This is a genomic window from Gilliamella sp. B3817, from assembly GCF_026536705.1.
Classification (GTDB): Bacteria; Pseudomonadota; Gammaproteobacteria; order Enterobacterales; family Orbaceae; genus Gilliamella; species Gilliamella apicola_I.
In genome coordinates, this window is sequence record NZ_JAFNNV010000003.1 from 46,111 (window position 1) to 64,460 (window position 18,350).

General features: G+C 37.1%; 15 protein-coding genes and 1 tRNA gene. 9 read left to right on the forward strand and 7 right to left on the reverse strand.

The window, feature by feature from the left end; genetic code table 11:
• Positions 1 to 145 precede the first annotated feature (145 nt).
• The 3 genes from J3U36_RS05150 to metF all read left to right on the forward strand — a co-directional run bounded on the left by J3U36_RS05150 (position 146) and on the right by metF (position 4,138).
• Positions 146 to 697: a YagU family protein gene (locus J3U36_RS05150; RefSeq protein ID WP_065558486.1), complete on the forward strand. Its 552-nt coding sequence runs from the start codon at positions 146 to 148 to the stop codon at positions 695 to 697.
• 180 nt (positions 698 to 877) lie between these two features.
• Entirely contained in the window at positions 878 to 3,151 is a 2,274-nt protein-coding gene (gene metE, locus J3U36_RS05155; protein ID WP_267379526.1) for a 5-methyltetrahydropteroyltriglutamate--homocysteine S-methyltransferase, read from the forward strand.
• Between the two features lie 111 nt (positions 3,152 to 3,262).
• Positions 3,263 to 4,138, forward strand: coding sequence for a methylenetetrahydrofolate reductase [NAD(P)H] (metF, locus tag J3U36_RS05160; RefSeq protein ID WP_267350199.1), 876 nt, complete (start codon positions 3,263 to 3,265; stop codon positions 4,136 to 4,138).
• Between the two features lie 37 nt (positions 4,139 to 4,175).
• On the opposite strand, the gene J3U36_RS05165 is transcribed toward metF, so the two are convergent.
• From J3U36_RS05165 to carA, 3 genes are all read right to left on the reverse strand, one after another.
• Positions 4,176 to 4,252, reverse strand: a tRNA-Met gene (locus tag J3U36_RS05165).
• Between the two features lie 390 nt (positions 4,253 to 4,642).
• Entirely contained in the window at positions 4,643 to 7,858 is a 3,216-nt protein-coding gene (gene carB / locus J3U36_RS05170; RefSeq protein WP_267379530.1) for a carbamoyl-phosphate synthase large subunit, read from the reverse strand.
• A gap of 1 nt (position 7,859) precedes the next feature.
• A complete protein-coding gene (gene carA, locus J3U36_RS05175; RefSeq protein WP_267379533.1) occupies positions 7,860 to 9,020 on the reverse strand; it encodes a glutamine-hydrolyzing carbamoyl-phosphate synthase small subunit in 1,161 nt (386 codons plus the stop codon).
• A gap of 268 nt (positions 9,021 to 9,288) precedes the next feature.
• On the opposite strand from carA, the gene argF reads away from it, so the two are divergent.
• Positions 9,289 to 10,299, forward strand: a complete 1,011-nt coding sequence (gene argF / locus J3U36_RS05180) for an ornithine carbamoyltransferase (RefSeq protein WP_267379536.1) — start codon at positions 9,289 to 9,291, stop codon at positions 10,297 to 10,299.
• Positions 10,300 to 10,396: 97 nt separating this feature from the next.
• Positions 10,397 to 10,900: a phosphatidylglycerophosphatase A gene (locus J3U36_RS05185; protein WP_267379538.1), complete on the forward strand. Its 504-nt coding sequence runs from the start codon at positions 10,397 to 10,399 to the stop codon at positions 10,898 to 10,900.
• A gap of 109 nt (positions 10,901 to 11,009) precedes the next feature.
• Here the strand turns inward: J3U36_RS05185 and nadK are convergent, their stop codons facing one another.
• A complete protein-coding gene (gene nadK, locus J3U36_RS05190; RefSeq protein WP_220216258.1) occupies positions 11,010 to 11,888 on the reverse strand; it encodes an NAD(+) kinase in 879 nt (292 codons plus the stop codon).
• Between the two features lie 157 nt (positions 11,889 to 12,045).
• On the opposite strand from nadK, the gene grpE reads away from it, so the two are divergent.
• Entirely contained in the window at positions 12,046 to 12,630 is a 585-nt protein-coding gene (gene grpE, locus J3U36_RS05195; RefSeq protein WP_065558494.1) for a nucleotide exchange factor GrpE, read from the forward strand.
• A gap of 104 nt (positions 12,631 to 12,734) precedes the next feature.
• Here the strand turns inward: grpE and mobB are convergent, their stop codons facing one another.
• The gene (gene mobB / locus J3U36_RS05200; protein ID WP_267379542.1) at positions 12,735 to 13,229 is read right to left on the reverse strand and encodes a molybdopterin-guanine dinucleotide biosynthesis protein B; all 495 of its coding nucleotides are present in this window, start codon (positions 13,227 to 13,229) and stop codon (positions 12,735 to 12,737) included.
• Between the two features lie 85 nt (positions 13,230 to 13,314).
• Between mobB and J3U36_RS05205 the strand changes: the two genes are divergently transcribed.
• Positions 13,315 to 14,343 (forward strand): threonine aldolase family protein, encoded by a 1,029-nt coding sequence (locus J3U36_RS05205; protein ID WP_220216259.1) that lies wholly within the window; start codon positions 13,315 to 13,317, stop codon positions 14,341 to 14,343.
• 24 nt (positions 14,344 to 14,367) lie between these two features.
• Here J3U36_RS05205 and mobA read toward each other — a convergent pair whose 3' ends face one another.
• Entirely contained in the window at positions 14,368 to 14,952 is a 585-nt protein-coding gene (gene mobA, locus J3U36_RS05210; protein WP_267379545.1) for a molybdenum cofactor guanylyltransferase MobA, read from the reverse strand.
• Positions 14,953 to 15,238: 286 nt separating this feature from the next.
• Between mobA and J3U36_RS05215 the strand changes: the two genes are divergently transcribed.
• Entirely contained in the window at positions 15,239 to 15,505 is a 267-nt protein-coding gene (locus tag J3U36_RS05215; RefSeq protein ID WP_065558498.1) for a YihD family protein, read from the forward strand.
• A gap of 16 nt (positions 15,506 to 15,521) precedes the next feature.
• Positions 15,522 to 16,223, forward strand: a complete 702-nt coding sequence (locus J3U36_RS05220; protein ID WP_267379548.1) for a DsbA family protein — start codon at positions 15,522 to 15,524, stop codon at positions 16,221 to 16,223.
• Positions 16,224 to 16,379: 156 nt separating this feature from the next.
• On the opposite strand, the gene J3U36_RS05225 is transcribed toward J3U36_RS05220, so the two are convergent.
• On the reverse strand, positions 16,380 to 18,350 hold the full coding sequence (locus J3U36_RS05225; RefSeq protein WP_267379551.1) for a MacB family efflux pump subunit: 1,971 nt from the start codon (positions 18,348 to 18,350) through the stop codon (positions 16,380 to 16,382).

Below are 18,350 nucleotides of genomic sequence, written 5' to 3' on the forward strand. Positions count from 1 at the left end.
TTCTTTGTAAAATGAGTTTTAGATCAAGTTTTACCAATTATTATAATAGATTTTCTTGTGAATTAATCTTATTATACCCTCTTTCAACCTAAATTATTATGCAATATAATTTGGAAAATTTTAACAATAATTAAGGACATTTAACATGTTTGGAAATAAAACAAATCGTCAAATTATTATTTGGACAACTCTGATTGGTGGATTCATTAGTGCGTTAGTTAAATGGGGCTCAGAAGTCAACATGCCTCCACGTGTACCCGGTGAAGTTTCTCCTCCTGCAGCACATATTGATGCATGGCTTGGTTGGTTAGGTATTAATTCTCACTCGCTTGATTATGCTTATCAAACGGCTATCGTTTCAGGTGCAGTGACACTTTATCACTGGCTATTTAGTTTTGCATTTGCTTTTGTCTATGTGTTTATTGCCTACTTTTGGAATAAAATCCGATTATGGTATGGTGCATTCTACGGCATTATCATTACCGTTACCATGCATGGCTTTTTAATTCCACTACTTGGTTTCCGTCATCCTGCTTATGATCCGGAGGGTACAGTAGGTTGGTTATGGAATTTAAATGGTTATGAACTTTGGAGTGAATTTTTAGGACATATCTACTGGGGTGTGTCGATTGAAATTTGTATGATTGCCGTACTTGCTTATTTTTCAAGACCTATTCGTGGTGAATGGCGTAAATAGTCAATTTTACTAAAAAATTAACTAAAATCCTTCTGACAATATAACGTTAGAGGGATTTTTTTTGATGTTTAGATATAGAAAAAAACTATATCAATCAATAAAAAACTAGAATTATTCAATAACAGTTTTTTTTGTTATCTTTTTTGCTACTTAAGAAATGTGATGAAAGGAAAACAAAAAATGAATACTGCTGTAATTGGATATCCTCGTGTTGGTAAGCTTCGTGAACTTAAATTTGCTACCGAAGCTTATTTTAAAGGCAATAAAAGCCAGACTGAATTATTAAATGACGCTAAAGCATTACGTGCTGAGCATTTGCAACAACAAGCATCACATAACATTGCTTTTATCTCCTCAAATGATTTTTCGTTTTATGATGCAGTATTAGATACCGCTTGTTTGCTCAATGTTATTCCAAAACGTTACCAAGATTTAAGTTTACCGGAATTGGATCGTTATTTTGCAATGGCACGGGGTTATCAAGGTGAAAAAGGTGATGTTCGTGCATTGGCAATGAAAAAGTGGTTTAACACCAACTATCACTACTTAGTACCTGAAATTGAAGATTCAGTACAGATTAAATTAGCTGGCACAAAGCCTTTTGATGAATATCAAGAAGCGAAAGCACTTGGTATACAAACTAAACCGGTTGTTATTGGTGCGTTAACATTTTTCAAACTTGCACAGTATTTAGGAAATAAAAAACTGGTTGATTTTAAAGCTGATATTATTAAAGCTTATCAAGACATCATTCAAAAATTTACGACACTTGGCGCACAGTGGATTCAAATTGATGAACCAATTTTGGTGACTGATTTAAATAAAGATGATATTGCTTTATTTACTGAACTTTATCAGGCGATCTTATCGGTTAAAGGGACAACTAAAGTCGTGTTACAAACCTATTTTGGTGATGTTCGTGATTGCTACAAAGAATTGGTGGCGCTACCATTTGATGGTATTGGACTGGATTTTGTTGAAGGCAAGCAATCATTAGCATTACTTGAAAATCATGGATTCCCGTCTGATAAAGTGTTATTTGCTGGTGTGGTTAATGGTAAAAATATTTGGAAAAATAATTATCAAAAAACATTGGCATTAGTGACTAAAATTAAACAAAAAGCGGGTAAAGTGGTGATCAATACGTCATGTTCTTTACTCCATGTGCCTTACACATTGCAAAATGAAACAAAGTTAACGATTCAACAACGTGCTTATTTTGCTTTTGCCCAAGAAAAACTTCAAGAACTTGCTGAACTTGGGCTTTTAGTTAACGAGTCTCAACCTGAAAATCATGCAGCGTATAAAGCTAATCAAACGTTATTTACGCGTGAACGTGAAGGCGCCAATCAAGCAGTACGTCAGAAAGTCGCTGCATTAAAAGAATCCGATTTTACCCGTTTGCCAGCGTTTTCAGTCCGTGAAGCGACGCAGAAAAAAGCCTTCAATTTGCCACTTCTACCAACAACAACGATTGGTTCATTTCCACAAACTCCTGATGTTCGTTTAAATCGAGCAAAATTTAAAAAAGGTGAAATTTGTTTGAATGAATATACCGAGTTTAATAAGCAAAAAATTGCAGAATGCATTAAGCTCCAAGAAAAGATTGGTATTGATGTGTTAGTTCATGGTGAATTTGAACGTAATGATATGGTCGAGTATTTTGGCGAAAGCTTAAATGGTTTTGTCTTTACTGAAAAAGCATGGGTGCAATCATACGGTACTCGTTGTGTTAAACCACCTATTGTTTGGGGTGATATTTCACGCTCTAAACCCATTACTGTTGAGTATTCACAATACGCACAAAGCCTCACTGATAAACCTGTTAAAGGCATGTTAACTGGCCCAGTCACGATCCTTAACTGGTCGTTCCCTCGTGAAGATATTTCACAAAAAGAATCAGTCTTCCAAATTGGTTTAGCTATCAGTGATGAAGTGTTAGATCTTGAAGCGGCGGGTATTAAAGTTATCCAAATTGATGAGGCGGCGCTAAAAGAGAAATTACCACTACGTAAAGCGGATTGGAATAGTGAATATTTAGATTGGGCTATTCCAGCATTTAGATTAGTTCACAGCAAAGTACAAGCTGATACACAAATTCATACGCATATGTGTTACAGCGAATTTGCTGACATCATCAAAGATATTGATGCAATGGATGCTGATGTGATTTCGTTTGAAGCTTCTCGTTCAAATCTGCAATTGATTGACGTACTTAAAGCTAATCATTTTAAAACAGAAGTTGGGCCAGGTGTTTATGATATCCATTCACCTCGTGTCCCACCGGTTGCCGAAATTAAAGCCACGATTGAGAAGTTACTGGCTAAAATTGAAAAGCAAAAATTATGGATTAATCCAGATTGTGGTTTAAAAACGCGTGGCGAAAAAGAAGTTGTTGAAAGCTTAGAACATTTAGTTCAAGCAACATTAGAAGTTCGAAAAACACTCAATTGATAAGCTTTTTTGACGCTAAATAACGTTGTTAAGCCTTATTATTCCGCCGCCGATTTTGAGCGGCGGAAATGTCAGTAAGGACAATCGTTGGCACACGAATGGATGAAACAAATGAAAACAAATTTACTTTTTAATAAAAAAACGGTGTTCTCTTTTGAAGTGTTTCCACCTAAAAAAACGTCGCCTTTAGAGACTATCTATAGCACATTACGTGAACTTGGCTATTTTAAGCCTGATTTTATCAGCGTAACTTATGGGGCTGGTGGCAGTTTGAATGGTCAAACCACTATTGATATTGCCCACTCGGTCAAACACACTTATGGCATTGAGAGTGTTGCCCATTTACCTGGTATTAATTTTGATAAAGCAGAAATGCAAAAAATTCTTCATGATCTTAAATGTGCTGGTATTGATAATGTGCTTGCCTTACGAGGCGATATTAATCCTAATATTGCGCCTAAAGATGATTTTCGTTATGCCAGTGAATTGGTCTCATATATTAAAGAAAATGGGGATTTTAATGTAATAGGTGCTTGTTATCCGGAAGGGCATCTTGAAACCTCAACCCTAAAACAAGATTTGATACATTTAAAAGAAAAGGTCAATGCCGGAACGGATCAACTTATATCACAGCTCTTTTTTGATAATGACTATTTTTATACTTTTTTAGATAAAGCACATGATATGGGAATTAACGTACCGATAGAAGCAGGTATTATGCCGGTGACGAATAAAAACCAAATTGAGCGCATGGTATCGATGTGTGGGGTTAATCTTCCGAAGAAGTTTAAACAGATGATGGAAAAGTATGAACATCATCCTGATGCATTCCGTGATGCAGGGATTGCTTATGCTATTGATCAGATTGTTGATCTTGTTTCACAAGATGTTGATGGTATCCATTTGTATACGATGAATAATAGCTATATTGCCAGAAGAATCAGTGAGGCAGTATCAACGTTACTTGCAGTACCTAAATCGGCATAATGTGTAACTAATAGAAAAAGCTGAAATCTTGAAGAGTTGGTTGCGGGGGCTGGATTTGAACCAACGACCTTCGGGTTATGAGCCCGACGAGCTACCAAGCTGCTCCACCCCGCGTCAAAGAGGTGAGCAATATTATAGTAATAAAATAATAAAGCAATACCTTTTTGGCGTAACTGCCCCATTTTTGAACACATTATCTATAAATAGACACTTTCTTTACTAAAATGTACGCCTTTTCTTAAATTTTTTAGATAAAAATCACTTTGTTTTTTGATTAAAAGCTAGGCTGCTATTTATTTCATATTAGAGTAATTGTTATTTATTCAAGAAAGAAAGGAAAAAAATGTCTAATCAATATCATGGTTCATGTTTATGTGGAAAGATTAAATTAACGCTACCATTTAAAAATATCCTTAATACTATATTTTAATAGTATTAAGGTTCTTGTTCTCAGCACATCTGTTAGCCACTATTTATTTTACAGGCTTACTTTTTACCCAATATTTATGCGTAAAGTGTTTGCAATGAAACAACATATTGTGCTGGATCGCAGTCTAATGCAACCGTTGTGGCGTAAGCGGCGTTCATCGTTGTATCATAGTGAACTTTGTACTGTATTGCACTACGACGCAGAATTTTCGATGCTTCAATGGCTGCTCGCCCTGATGTAGTATTAAGAATATAGCTATATTCGCCATTTTTAATATGGTCATGAATATTCGGGCGTCCTTCGTTTTCTTTTTTGACTATTTGGCATGGTATGCCAGCTTGTTGTAATGCCTTAGCGGTGCCAAAAGTCGCATCAATACTAAACCCATGCGCAATGAGTCGTTTAGCGATCGCTAACAAGCGAGTTTTGTCCTGATCACGAACTGATAAAAGCGCTTTCCCCGATTTTTTCATATTCGATAAGCTACCCAGCTGTGCTTTAGCAAAAGCTTCGGCAAAGGTTTTACCGATTCCCATTACTTCACCAGTGGATCGCATTTCTGGCCCTAAAATTGGGTCAACACCACTGAATTTATTAAATGGTAAAACCACTTCTTTTACTGAGTAATAAGGTGGAATAAGCTCACTGATCATGTTTTGTTGCGCAAGTGATTGTCCTGTCATTACTCTAGCTGCGATTTTTGCTAAAGGCAAACCGGTAGCTTTCGATACAAATGGTACTGTTCGGGCTGCACGAGGATTGATTTCGATCAGATAAATATCATTATTTTTAATCGCAAATTGACCGTTCATCAAACCTTTAACATTAAGTTCTAACGCTAATTGTTTAGCTTGCTTGCGCAATTTGTCTAAAATGTCCGGACTTAATGTATAAGTGGGTAATGAACAAGCGGAATCGCCTGAGTGAATACCTGCTTGCTCAATGTGCTCCATAATGCCGCCGATCATAATTTGTTCGCCGTCGGCAATCACATCAATATCAACTTCAATTGCGTCATCTAGAAAGTGATCAAGCAATACAGGAGCGTTGTTAGATTCGCTGATAGCGGTTTTAAAATATCGCCTTAAATCGGATTCATTATAAACAATCTCCATTGCCCGACCGCCAAGCACGTAAGAGGGTCTGACCACTAATGGATAGCCAATCTGTTCGGCTTTAATGACGGCTTCTTCAATATCAGTTACAGTAGCATTAACCGGCTGTTTCAACTTTAATTTTTCAACAATGGCTTGAAAGCGTTGACGATCTTCAGCCTGATCGATTGCATCAGGTGAAGTACCAATAATTGGTAATCCTGTTGCTTCCAGTGCTCGAGCCAATTTAAGCGGTGTTTGTCCACCGTATTGGACGATTACACCGTTTGGCTTTTCAACGTAGGCAATTTCTAGCACATCTTCCAATGTGACAGGCTCGAAATAGAGTCGATCTGATATATCATAATCAGTTGATACCGTTTCAGGATTACAGTTAACCATAATGGTTTCGTAACCATCTTCACGTAATGCCAGCGCTGCATGCACGCAACAGTAATCAAATTCAATACCTTGCCCAATCCGATTCGGTCCACCGCCTAATATCATAATCTTAGGGCGAATGAATTGTGGTTTGGCTTCGCACTCTTGTTCATAGGTTGAGTAAAGATAAGCCGTATCGGTTGAGAATTCTGCTGCACAAGTATCAACCCGTTTATAAACCGGATGAATATGGTATTGGTTTCGTCGATCACGAACGTCTTGCTCTTTAACATTCAGCAGTTTAGCGATTCGTAAATCTGAAAAACCTTTACGCTTAAGTTGCCATAATGATTCTGAATTAAGGCTAGCTAATGATTGCGATTTTAGTTGGTTTTCAAGGCTGATAAGTTCTTCAATCTGCACAAGAAACCAGCGATCAATATTGGTTAATGTGAAAACGTCGTCTAAACTGAAACCGGCTCGAAAAGCATCCGCAATATACCAAATTCGTTCAGCCCCAGCTTCTTGTAGTTCATAACGTATTTTGTTGAGGTTTTTTTCATCATCATAATTGTCAATTTTCGGATCAAAACCACACGCACCGACTTCAAGTCCTCGTAGTGCTTTTTGTAATGATTCTTGAAAAGTACGCCCAATCGCCATTACTTCGCCTACTGATTTCATTTGTGTGGTTAAGCGATCATTACAACCGGCAAATTTTTCAAAGTTAAAACGTGGAATTTTAGTAACGACATAATCGATCGAAGGTTCAAATGATGCCGGTGTTCTACCGCCTGTAATATCATTGGCGAGTTCATCAAGAGTATAACCGACTGCCAGTTTGGCGGCGATTTTAGCGATAGGGAAACCAGTTGCTTTTGACGCTAATGCGGATGAGCGTGATACCCGTGGATTCATTTCAATGACAATCAAGCGTCCTGTTTTGGGATCGACCGAAAATTGAACATTTGATCCACCTGTTTCTACCCCAATTTCACGAAGTACTGCTATCGAGGCATTACGCATGATTTGATATTCTTTATCAGTCAAGGTTTGAGCTGGGGCAACAGTAATGGAATCGCCGGTATGAATGCCCATAGGGTCAACATTTTCAATTGAACAGACAATGATGCAGTTATCATTTTTATCTCGCACAACTTCCATTTCGTACTCTTTCCAACCGATCAATGACTCATCAATCAGTAGTTCTTTCGTTGGTGATAAATCTAATCCTCGAGTACAAATTTCATCAAATTCTTGAGTATTATAAGCAATTCCACCACCGGTACCGCCCATCGTAAATGAAGGACGAATAATGCAAGGAAAGCCCACTTGTTCAAGTACGGTATAAGCTTCTGTCAGTGAATGGGCAATACCCGAACGAGCCGTATCAAGACCAATTTTTTTCATGGCTTGATCAAAACGTTTGCGATCTTCGGCTTTATCAATGGCGTCAGCGGTGGCACCGATCATCTCAACATTAAATTGTTTTAAAATACCGCGTTTTTCAAGTTCCAGAGCGCAGTTAAGGGCAGTTTGTCCTCCCATTGTGGGTAAAATCGCATCGGGTTTTTCTTGTTCGATAATTTTGCTCACCGTTGTCCAATGAATAGGTTCAACGTAGGTTGCATCTGCCAGTTCAGGATCGGTCATAATGGTGGCAGGATTAGAATTCACTAAAATAACCCGATAGCCTTCTTCACGTAGTGCTTTGCAGGCTTGTGCGCCTGAATAATCAAATTCACATGCTTGACCAATAACAATCGGGCCTGCGCCAATAATTAAAATAGTGTTGATGTCTGTTCGCTTAGCCATGTTATTGCTCCTGCTGGTAAAATTTAATTAATTCTATAAAGTGATCAAAAAGCGGGGCGGCATCATGTGGCCCAGGACTGGCTTCGGGATGTCCTTGAAAACTAAAAGCAGGTTTTTGATTATGATGAATACCTTGTAATGAGCCGTCGAATAAGGATTGATGCGTAACACGTAAGTGAGCCGGTAAACTGTGTTCATCAACGGCAAAACCATGATTTTGCGCGGTAATCATGACACGATCATGCTCAAGATCTTTAACCGGATGATTTCCACCATGGTGACCAAATTTCATTTTTATGGTTTTCGTACCACATGCTAGCGCTAACAGCTGATGTCCAAGACAGATGCCAAATATCGGAATATTGGTGGTTAAAAACTGCTTAATGGCATCTATGGCATACGTACACGGTGCTGGATCACCAGGCCCATTAGATAAAAAGATACCATCAGGATGTAATGCTAAAACTTGTTCGGCACTCGTTTTAGCCGGCACAATGGTTAATTTGCAACCCCGTTCAACTAACATTCGTAAAATAGTTTGTTTAACACCAAAATCATAGGCAACAACATGATAGGGTAAAGCACTTTCAGGTTTTGGTGTTGGATGCTCATTTTGTCTTGTCCAAATGCCTTGCGTCCAACAATAACTTTTAGCACACGTTACTTCTTTAGCTAAATCAATTCCGGTTAATCCTTTAAAATTGAGAGCTATTTGTTTGGTTGCTTCTGCATTTTCGAGTAAAGTCTGTTTATCTTTGCCCGTTACAATAACGCCATGTTGTGCGCCTTTTTCACGTAAAATACGGGTTAAACGGCGGGTATCAATATCGGCAATAGCAACAACATTGTGTTGTTTTAGATAACTGGAGAGATCTTTTTCACAGCGATAATTACTAGCTAATAGTGGCAAATCACGAATAATAAGTCCTTTTGCGTAAACTTGATTTGATTCAGCATCTGCAGCATTAGTGCCCACATTACCAATATGTGGATAAGTTAAAGTAACTAATTGTTCACAGTAAGAGGGATCGGTCAATATTTCTTGATAGCCAGTCATTGAGGTATTAAAAACAACTTCGCCAACAGTTTGACCTTCAGCGCCGATAGATGTACCGATAAATTGTGAACCGTCTTGTAATATAAGGAGGGCATAAGTTTGCATGATTAAAAAGACCTTTAAGAATAAAAAATCATTATATATGAATAAAAATTCATTTCTATTAATCTTGATAAGATAATATTTAGCCATTTTATTACACTTTTTTATACAAAAAAAGCAATATTATTAAAATTAATTGAATAATAATGTCTCATTTTTGAGACTTGTAACGAATCACATAAATTATCAAAGATATTATTATGTTTAGCTTGAAAGTGAATAATTATTCAAATAGAATGGCGTGAATAATAATCTCGATTAGGAGCTTGTCATGCACGGTTTTTATCAGCGCCACTTTTTACGTTTACTCGATTTCACCCCAAGCGAAATTAATCAATTAATCGATCTTTCTATTCAATTAAAGCACGCTAAGCAACAAGGCACTGAAAAAAAACATCTGGTGGGTAAAAATATTGCCTTAATTTTCGAAAAAGACTCAACCCGTACGCGCTGTGCTTTTGAAGTGGGCGCATTTGATCAGGGTGCCCAAGTGACCTATTTAGGTCCAAGTGGGAGCCAAATAGGCCATAAAGAATCTATTGCAGATACTGCCCGTGTATTAGGTCGGATGTATGACGGTATTGAGTATCGAGGTTATGGACAAGATATTGTCGAAACTTTAGCGAAGTATGCCGGTGTCCCTGTGTGGAATGGATTAACCACCGAGGCACACCCTACACAGATTTTAGCTGACTTTATGACCATGAAAGAACATATCGGCAATCGGGGATTAAGCAGTGTCAAATTCGCCTATCTAGGTGATGCGCGTAATAATATGGGGAATTCGTTGATGGAAGGCGCAGCTTTAATGGGTATGGAGATTCGTTTAGTGGCGCCTAAAGCGTGCCAACCCGAATCGGAACTGGTCGAACAGTGCCAAGATATAGCAAAAACGACAGGCGCTAAAATCCTTTTAACAGAAGATGTTGCTGATGGCGTTAACGGGGTTGATTTTCTTTATACCGATGTGTGGGTTTCCATGGGAGAACCTAAAGACGTTTGGGATGAACGGGTCAAACTGTTAGCGCCTTATCAAATTAATCAAAATGTGATTAATCTTACTCATAATCCCGATGTGAAATTTATGCACTGTTTGCCCGCTTTTCACGATATGAATACCACCGTCGGCAAGCAAATGGCAGCGCAATATGGTTTAACAGATGGTTTAGAAGTGACTAACGATGTATTTGAATCTCGACACAGTATTGTTTTTGATGAAGCAGAAAATCGTTTACATACCATTAAAGCCGTAGTGGTTGCAACGTTAACCAAAGACGAATAATATAATACTCATCAATAAAAATGCTAATTAACTATCAGCATTTTGCTATGTTTGCCGACGTTAAGTCGGCATCATTTTATCAAATTTAAAAGCAAACATGACAAAACAAGCACGTAATAAAGATTTTAAAAAACACTTGAAACTTACTAATCCGATCCATTTTTTAGCGGTGGGATTAGGAAGTGGCTTATCGCCGATTATGCCTGGCACAATGGGGTCATTAATGGCGATTCCGCTGTGGTTGTTATTTAAAGATTTACAACCGATTTTATATTGGATTTTTATTATTGTGACATTTATGTTTGGCTGTTTTCTTTGTCAAAAGACATCAGACGATACGCATACACATGACTCAGGGCATATCGTTTGGGATGAATTTGTTGGTATGTGGATAACGCTATTTTTTATCCCACAATATTCACTACTATGGATTGCGATTGCTTTTGTTGCTTTTCGAGTATTTGATATGGCAAAACCTTGGCCTATTCGTTGGTTTGATAAGCGTGTGCCCGGTGGTTTTGGTATTATGGTGGATGATGTGATTGCAGCGATTTTTTCATCCCTGACTGTTTATGTGTTGGCTTATGTGATTCCCTGCTGATTTAAAATAACAGCATTTTTACCTTCTTGGTATGCTCGCAGGTTAAAATGATTACCTGCGAGCCATAATCGATAATGATTTTCTGTCTAAAAGTGGTTAGCTAAATGATTTAATACATTTTTTGTGACCAACCCAATTTACTGGAAAGGTTATTAAAATAATCATAATCTTTAGAATGAATTAAATTAAATTCATATCCAGAACGTCGAATAATAACATCATAGCTTGGTTTGACCGGTAAAATAATTTGGCTATCGCAAGCAATATTCAAATCTAATGCAGTGGTTGGAAACTTAAGATGGATAGGGTTATCACTTTTGATGACTAATGGTCTTACCGCCAATGAGTGTGGAAACATTGGTGTAATAATGAGTGCATCTAAGTGAGGCGCTAAAATTGGTCCACCAGCAGACAAGGAGTAGGCGGTAGAGCCGGTTGGGGTTGCAATAATTAAACCATCCGCACGCTGTGAGAATGCATTGCGTTCATTGATATACACATCGTAATCAATCATATGCGCAACCGTGTTGGGCGTAACGACAATTTCATTAACGGCAAAACCGGAATTGATGAGATTGCCATTATCATAAATTGAAACTTCAAGTAAAAAGCGAGGGTCATCGTCATATTCTCCGGCAATAACTGGACTTAACTGTTCCACGACTTGCTCATGCGAAATGTCGGTTAAAAAGCCCAAATTACCCCGATTCACACCGATTACTCTAATTTTATAGTGTGATAAATAGCGAGCCGAACGCAACATATTGCCATCGCCACCAACAACAATGGCCAGATCAGCTTGTTCTCCAATCGTATCCAAATTGGCATAGACATTGGCTGGAAATTTAATAAATTCCGCTAATCGGTCTTCAACTAAAACACGAATACCTAATTTGATTAACCAATCATAAAGCACTCTGTGGGTTTCGATAGCGTCTAATTTGCGTGGAATGCCAACTAAACCAATACATTTAAATGGTGCACCCATAAAATATCCTTGTCATTTTTTTATTTAAGTATCATTGATTTTTTTAATTAAAAATAAAAAAATATATATTAACCTATAGAGATAACCTTGCAATAACAAAAATCGTCCCCATAATAACCTTAATTCACTAAGTTTTCGACTATATTTGGAGTACCTTATGACAGAGCAAGACAAGAACATGTCAGAAAATGAACCTAACATTGATGTAGCGGTAGAAGAACCAAAAGAATCAGAAGCACCAGCTGAACCGAATTACGAGGAGCAACTAAAAGCGAAAGATGCACGTATTGCTGAATTAGAACAGGCATTACAAATTGCGAAAAAAAATGAGAGTGAGGCGATGATTCGTGCCCGTGCTGAGATTGATAATGTTCGTAAACGTGTTGAACAAGACGTTGATAAAGCACGAAAATTTGCGTTAGAAAAATTTTCGAATGAACTGTTGCCAGTTATCGATAATTTAGAGCGAGCTCTAGAATCTACCGATAAAAATAATCCTGAACATCAAGCAACTGTTGAAGGATTAGAGCTTACCTTAAAATCATTTTTAGATACCGTCAAAAAGTTTGGGATTGAAGTGATTAACACAGTAGATTCACAATTAAATCCTGATGTTCACCAAGCGATTAGCATGGTTGAATCACCAGATCATCAATCAGGTCAAATCGTCAATACCATTCAAAAAGGTTATACCTTAAATGGTCGTTTAATTCGTCCGGCAATGGTGATTGTTGCGAAATAAATAAGCGATTATGCTGAGATAAAAGGGAAATCGAGTATTTCCCTTTTTTGTTTCGGTTTGTTCAAAAGATAGATTAATACATTTTTTATCTTTTATTTAAACTGTTATGGCAATGATAAATATCCTTTTATAAATTCAACAATTGGATCGGCTTGATTGATATCAAATACAGGTAGATGACTCTCTAATGGCTCATCACTGGCGATGGCAAGGGTATATTCGTCAATATACAATTCAGATTGATTTGTATGCCGATGACAAATAATTTTAGGTATTTTTTCTTCTTTAAATCCTTCAATCAAAACGATATCGACATGGCTAAATTGGTTAATCAGTGTCGATAAATCGACAGGATTGTTTGGGGTCTCTTCAATAAATGCATAGCGGTTATCACAAGCAATAATGGTTTGTAAAGAACCGGCTTTTCGCAGTTCATAACTATCTTTACCGGGAATATCCAGTTCAATATTATGATGCGCATGTTTTAACGAGCCAATGCGAAGACCCTGTTCGACCAATAAAGGAATTATTTTTTTGAGTAGGGTCGTTTTACCACTGCCACTATAGCCACTAATTCCAATCATTTTTGTATTGTTCATAGACTCTCTGCTTTATCGTGTTATATTGAAGATGCGATTAATATAACATCATATTAAAAAATGAAGGCGGAATAAAGGTAATGATATGTATGATTTTTTGAATGATTATAACCAAACAGTGCATCCAAGCTTGTTAAAAAGCTTTGTTGAAACGACCAATAAAAAGTTAAGTGGCTATGGTTTAGATGAGTGCTGTCATCAAGCTAAAGAAAATATCAAAAAGCGTCTAAAATCGCCGAATGCAGATATACATTTTATGCCAGGTGGAACTATCACGAATTTAACAGTTATTTCACATATTTTAAAACCTTATCAAGCGGTTATTGCGACCGAAAGTGGACATATTAATGTGCATGAAACAGGGGCGATTGAAGCAACAGGACATAAAGTATTAACGGTGAAAAGCCAAGATGGAAAATTGACGCCTGAATTGCTAAAACCCGTTTTGGCACATCATCATGATGAACATATGGTACAACCTAAATTAGTGTATATTTCAAACACCACCGAACTTGGTACTATTTATAGTAAGCAAGAGCTTAAAAAGCTATATCAATTTTGTCAAAATAATCAACTTTATCTGTATTTAGATGGTGCACGTCTGGCAATGGCATTAGCCGCAAAAGATAATGATCTAACCTTTCCGGATTTAGCTAAATATACCGATGTTTTTTATATAGGTGGCACGAAAGTAGGGGCATTTGCGGGTGAAGCATTGGTGTTTAATAACCTGACGATTAACCAAGATTTTCGATTTAGTATGAAGCAAAAAGGCGCAATTTTAGCTAAAAGTTGGATTGTTGCAGTACAAATGAATGCGTTGATGCAAAACAACTTGTATATCAAACTGGGTAAGCATAGTAATTATATGGCAGATAAACTGCAAACACTGTTTGAAAATGCTGGATTTTCATTCTTAAGTAAACCACAAAGCAATCAATTATTTGTTAGTGTGCCAAAACGATTAGCCAAGAAAATCCTTGCACATTATTCGGTCGATAATCTTGGGGCAATTGATGAGGCGCATATCGGGTTACGTTTTTGTACTTCTTGGGCAACACAGGATGTTGAAATAGACGATTTTGCTAAACACCTAACAAAATGGAATAAATAGCAGTTTAATCTAGAAATAAGAGATTTATTTTTTTGATTGAGTGAGTTGCTCAAGTATCTCAGGGGTATTAATATTGATAAAACATGATGGTTTATCACTAAAATCGACAGCATAAGCATTGATTTGTTGTAAAAATAACATCAATTTACGCTCACCTTGTGCCAAATAAGCTTTAAGTGGGGTAATTATGGTTTTATGAATCAATAAAATGGTTGGATGATGATACCGCCCGTCAAAGGGATAAATAGCGTAATGTGTCGTGGTGTGTTGGGTTAAACGAAAGATTAAATCGTCAGGCAAAAAAGGCGTATCACAACTGACAAATAAGTTCCAGTCGGTAGTGCTACGTAATAACCCACTGTAAATGCCGGAAAGGGGGCCATGATAACCCGCTAAATCATCAATGAAGGTAGGATAGCCTGCCTTTTGATATTGATTCAGATTGCGATTACAGTTAATCATGATGAAATCTGTTTGTGATTCAATACGATCAATGACATGTTGATAAAGTGGTTTACCATTTAGCTGTAATAATCCTTTATCGTTACCATTCATTCGGGTACTTTTTCCGCCAGCTAAGATAATTGTTGTAATAGGTAGTTTGCCCATAAAATGTCTCTGTTTCACATTGCGAAAAATCTAAATAGCATTACTATATAGCAAAATTAATTTAAGTTATAAGGGAAAATAGACTTATCACAATTATTTCATAGACATTAAATTGTATTGAAAGATAAGTCGATACCCATGACTTTTAACGTGTCGTTTGTATTTAGTAAAAAGAATCGCTACTATTGTTTATGTTTCTGTGACAGAATTTATAGCGTTAAATATTTAACATTAATTTTATCTCATCATCTTCAATTAATTTGAAGTATACAAAAAGGTATGAATTATGAAATGTCATCGTATTGATGAATTAATGGAGTTATTACAGGCAGCCTGGGAAAAAGACTCAGATCTGAATCTGTTACAATTTCTTGCACAATTAGGGCAAGAAGCAGGTTTTGAAGGCGACTTAAAAGAGTTAAGTGATGAGGTTCTGATTTATCATTTAAAAATGCGTGACGCTGATAAAAATGAAGCTATCCCCGGTCTGAAAAAAGATTATGAAGATGATTTTAAAAGTGCCTTGTTAAAAGCGCGTGGCATTATTAAATAATAAGGAGAATTGACTAATGAAAAAGACGTTTATTGCTTTGGGAGTATTACTTTTTTCGGTAAATAGTTTTGCAGAGCAAGCCCCCGCAAGTATTGACTCTAAGGAAGATCAAACACCGACTATTACGGCACCATTAGCACCGATTGAAAAAGGTGTTCAGTATGTTGTACTACCGACTAATCCATCACCAGACAAAGAAGTGATTGAGTTTTTTTCATTTAATTGTCCTAGTTGCTACCGATTTGAAACAAAATATCATGGTGCACAACTTATCAGCAAGGATTTACCAGAAGGGGTAAAATTTAAACGTTATCATTTAGAGGATTTTGGGCCACTTGCCAAGGAACTTGCTCAAGCATGGGCGATAGCTAATGTACTTGGTATTCAAGATAAAGCTTCAGACGCTTTTTATCAAGCAATACAAGAAGAGCGTAGCATAAAAACTGCTGAAGACATCAAAGCGGTATTTTTAACGTTAGGTGTGGATAGTAAAACGTTTGATGAAACGAAAGACAATTTTTTAGTTAAAGCTTTTATGGCACAACAAACCGATGCCATTAAAGAATTGAAACCAAACTCAATACCTTCTGTTATCGTTAATCGCAAGTTTTATGTCAATTCCAAAGGACTTAATATATCTGATGAACAAGCATTTATTAATGATTATTTAAGAGTGACTTCGTTCTTAGTTGACTTAGATCCGAAAACCGAAAATTAAGCGAGTGTCATTGATTAAAACATCTGTTTTGAGTGCGATAAATTGTCATATTATTTGAATGTAACATGATGACAATTTTTAAGGTTGTTATTTTAAATCCCTTTGCAATATCATGATTGCAGAGGGATTTTAATTTTAGGTGAGGTTTTAAAAACGTTATTCTCGTTCTAAAGCATAAATCGGATCAAGTTTGGCGGCTCGTTTAGCTGGAAAATAACCAAAAATTATGCCAATGACACTTGAACAACTAAAGGCAGCGATAATTGAAATGATAGAAAAACGCATCGCAAAGGATGTGACAACATAATTGAAAATCCCACCAACCACAAATGATAATAAGATGCCTAATGTACCACCGATAAGACATACTAATACCGCTTCGATTAAAAACTGTTGCAGTATATCACTTGAACGTGCACCAACTGCCATGCGTACGCCAATCTCTCGGGTTCTTTCTGTGACGGATACTAGCATGATATTCATAACACCAATCCCCCCCACTAACAGTGAGATAAATGCAATGGTTGAAATTAATAATGTTAATACCCAAGCTGAGGAGTTAACGGTTTCACGAATGCTATCTGAATTAAAAATAAAAAAGTCTTTAACACCATGACGTTGTATCATGATTTTATTAATCGCTTGTTCAGCAATCGATAAATCAACATTATCATTGACCCTAACCGTAATACTTCTTAACGAGGTTTGTCCTACCATGCGATTAATGACTGTGGTGTAAGGAAGCCAGATGTTAAGGCTTTCATTATTACCAAAACCTTGTTGTTGTTTTGTGGCAACACCAATTATTCGTACCGGTAATTGACCCACCATCAGAATTTTGCCGATTGGATTTTCATTCTTAAATAGCTGTTTAACGGTATTTTCATCGATAACGGCATCTTGTGCTGACGAAGCAACACTGGCCTGATCAAACGCAATACCTTGGGTAATGTTATAGCCACGAACGGCAAAAAATTGCTCTCCTACACCATTTACTGTCCCCGTTACAGCCAAATTTTTAACCCGAAAATAGACTGATGTTGCCAGATTTGGGGTCGTGCTATGTACAAAACTTTGTTTTGCTAAAAAGTCGGCGTCGGATGAGCGTAAGGTGGTAATTTTATCTGCGTTGCGATCCCCAAATCCGCTTCCGGGATAGATTTCGAGTGTGCTTGTCCCTAACGAATTTATATTCGATAATATTTTTTGTTTTGTGCCTTCGCCTAAGGCAACCATTGAAACCACCGAGGCAATACCAATGATAATACCAAGCATGGTAAGAAAAGTTCGTAATCGTTGAGAAAGCATCGACAATATTGCCATATTAAAGGCATCTCGAAAACGATTATACTTAGCTTGAAAGTTGTCTTGGGTTTTAGTCGTTTCGATCTGTTTGACTTGGCGATGATCCTCTTCTTCTGCGTGATAGTTAGGATTGATTGAGTCAGAGATAATATTTCCGTCACTGATTTCAATAATCCGTTCTGCACTTTGGGCAATATTGCTATCATGTGTCACAATAATGACGGTATGCCCTTGTTTATGAAGTTCTCGCAAGATAGCCATGACTTCTAATCCTCTTTTACGGTCAAGTGCGCCGGTCGGTTCATCTGCTAAAATAACTTGTCCGCCGTTTATTAAGGCTCGAGCAATACTGACACGCTGTTGTTGACCGCCAGATAATTGACTGGGTTTATTATTAATCTTATCTTCAAGCCCTAAACGGGTTAATATTTCAATAGCTCGTTTTTTCCGTTGTTCATTGGTGATTCCGGCATAAATAGCTGGGATTTCAACATTACCTTGTGCCGTTAAGGCGTTTAGCAAATGATAACGTTGAAAGATAAAACCAAAGTGTTCACGACGTAATTCAGCTAATTCATCAGGTGATAATTGATTGGTGGTTCGTCCTCCAATGGTATAGACACCAGAGCTTGGTTTATCTAAACAACCTAAAATATTCATTAATGTTGATTTGCCCGAACCAGACGCACCAATAATGGCAACCATTTCGCCAGCATTAATCGTTAGATTGATGCTTTTAAGCACTTGTATGGTTGAATCGCCAGCTGGAAATTCACGAACAATGTTTTCAAGTTTGATCAGCGGATTATTAGTGTTTGTCAT

Bases quoted from the DNA above. Each gene is read 5' to 3' on its own strand.
- nadK (WP_220216258.1), bottom strand. From the start codon at position 11,888: ATGGGTGCACCATTTAAATGTATTGGTTTAGTTGGCATTCCACGCAAA.
- carA (WP_267379533.1), bottom strand. From the start codon at position 9,020: ATGCAAACTTATGCCCTCCTTATATTACAAGACGGTTCACAATTTATC.
- carB (WP_267379530.1), bottom strand. From the start codon at position 7,858: ATGGCTAAGCGAACAGACATCAACACTATTTTAATTATTGGCGCAGGC.
- metF (WP_267350199.1), top strand. From the start codon at position 3,263: ATGAAAACAAATTTACTTTTTAATAAAAAAACGGTGTTCTCTTTTGAA.
- mobA (WP_267379545.1), bottom strand. From the start codon at position 14,952: ATGGGCAAACTACCTATTACAACAATTATCTTAGCTGGCGGAAAAAGT.
- metE (WP_267379526.1), top strand. From the start codon at position 878: ATGAATACTGCTGTAATTGGATATCCTCGTGTTGGTAAGCTTCGTGAA.
- J3U36_RS05205 (WP_220216259.1), top strand. From the start codon at position 13,315: ATGTATGATTTTTTGAATGATTATAACCAAACAGTGCATCCAAGCTTG.
- grpE (WP_065558494.1), top strand. From the start codon at position 12,046: ATGACAGAGCAAGACAAGAACATGTCAGAAAATGAACCTAACATTGAT.
- mobB (WP_267379542.1), bottom strand. From the start codon at position 13,229: ATGAACAATACAAAAATGATTGGAATTAGTGGCTATAGTGGCAGTGGT.
- J3U36_RS05150 (WP_065558486.1), top strand. From the start codon at position 146: ATGTTTGGAAATAAAACAAATCGTCAAATTATTATTTGGACAACTCTG.
- J3U36_RS05185 (WP_267379538.1), top strand. From the start codon at position 10,397: ATGACAAAACAAGCACGTAATAAAGATTTTAAAAAACACTTGAAACTT.
- argF (WP_267379536.1), top strand. From the start codon at position 9,289: ATGCACGGTTTTTATCAGCGCCACTTTTTACGTTTACTCGATTTCACC.
- J3U36_RS05220 (WP_267379548.1), top strand. From the start codon at position 15,522: ATGAAAAAGACGTTTATTGCTTTGGGAGTATTACTTTTTTCGGTAAAT.
- J3U36_RS05215 (WP_065558498.1), top strand. From the start codon at position 15,239: ATGAAATGTCATCGTATTGATGAATTAATGGAGTTATTACAGGCAGCC.
- J3U36_RS05225 (WP_267379551.1), bottom strand. From the start codon at position 18,350: ATGACAAACACTAATAATCCGCTGATCAAACTTGAAAACATTGTTCGT.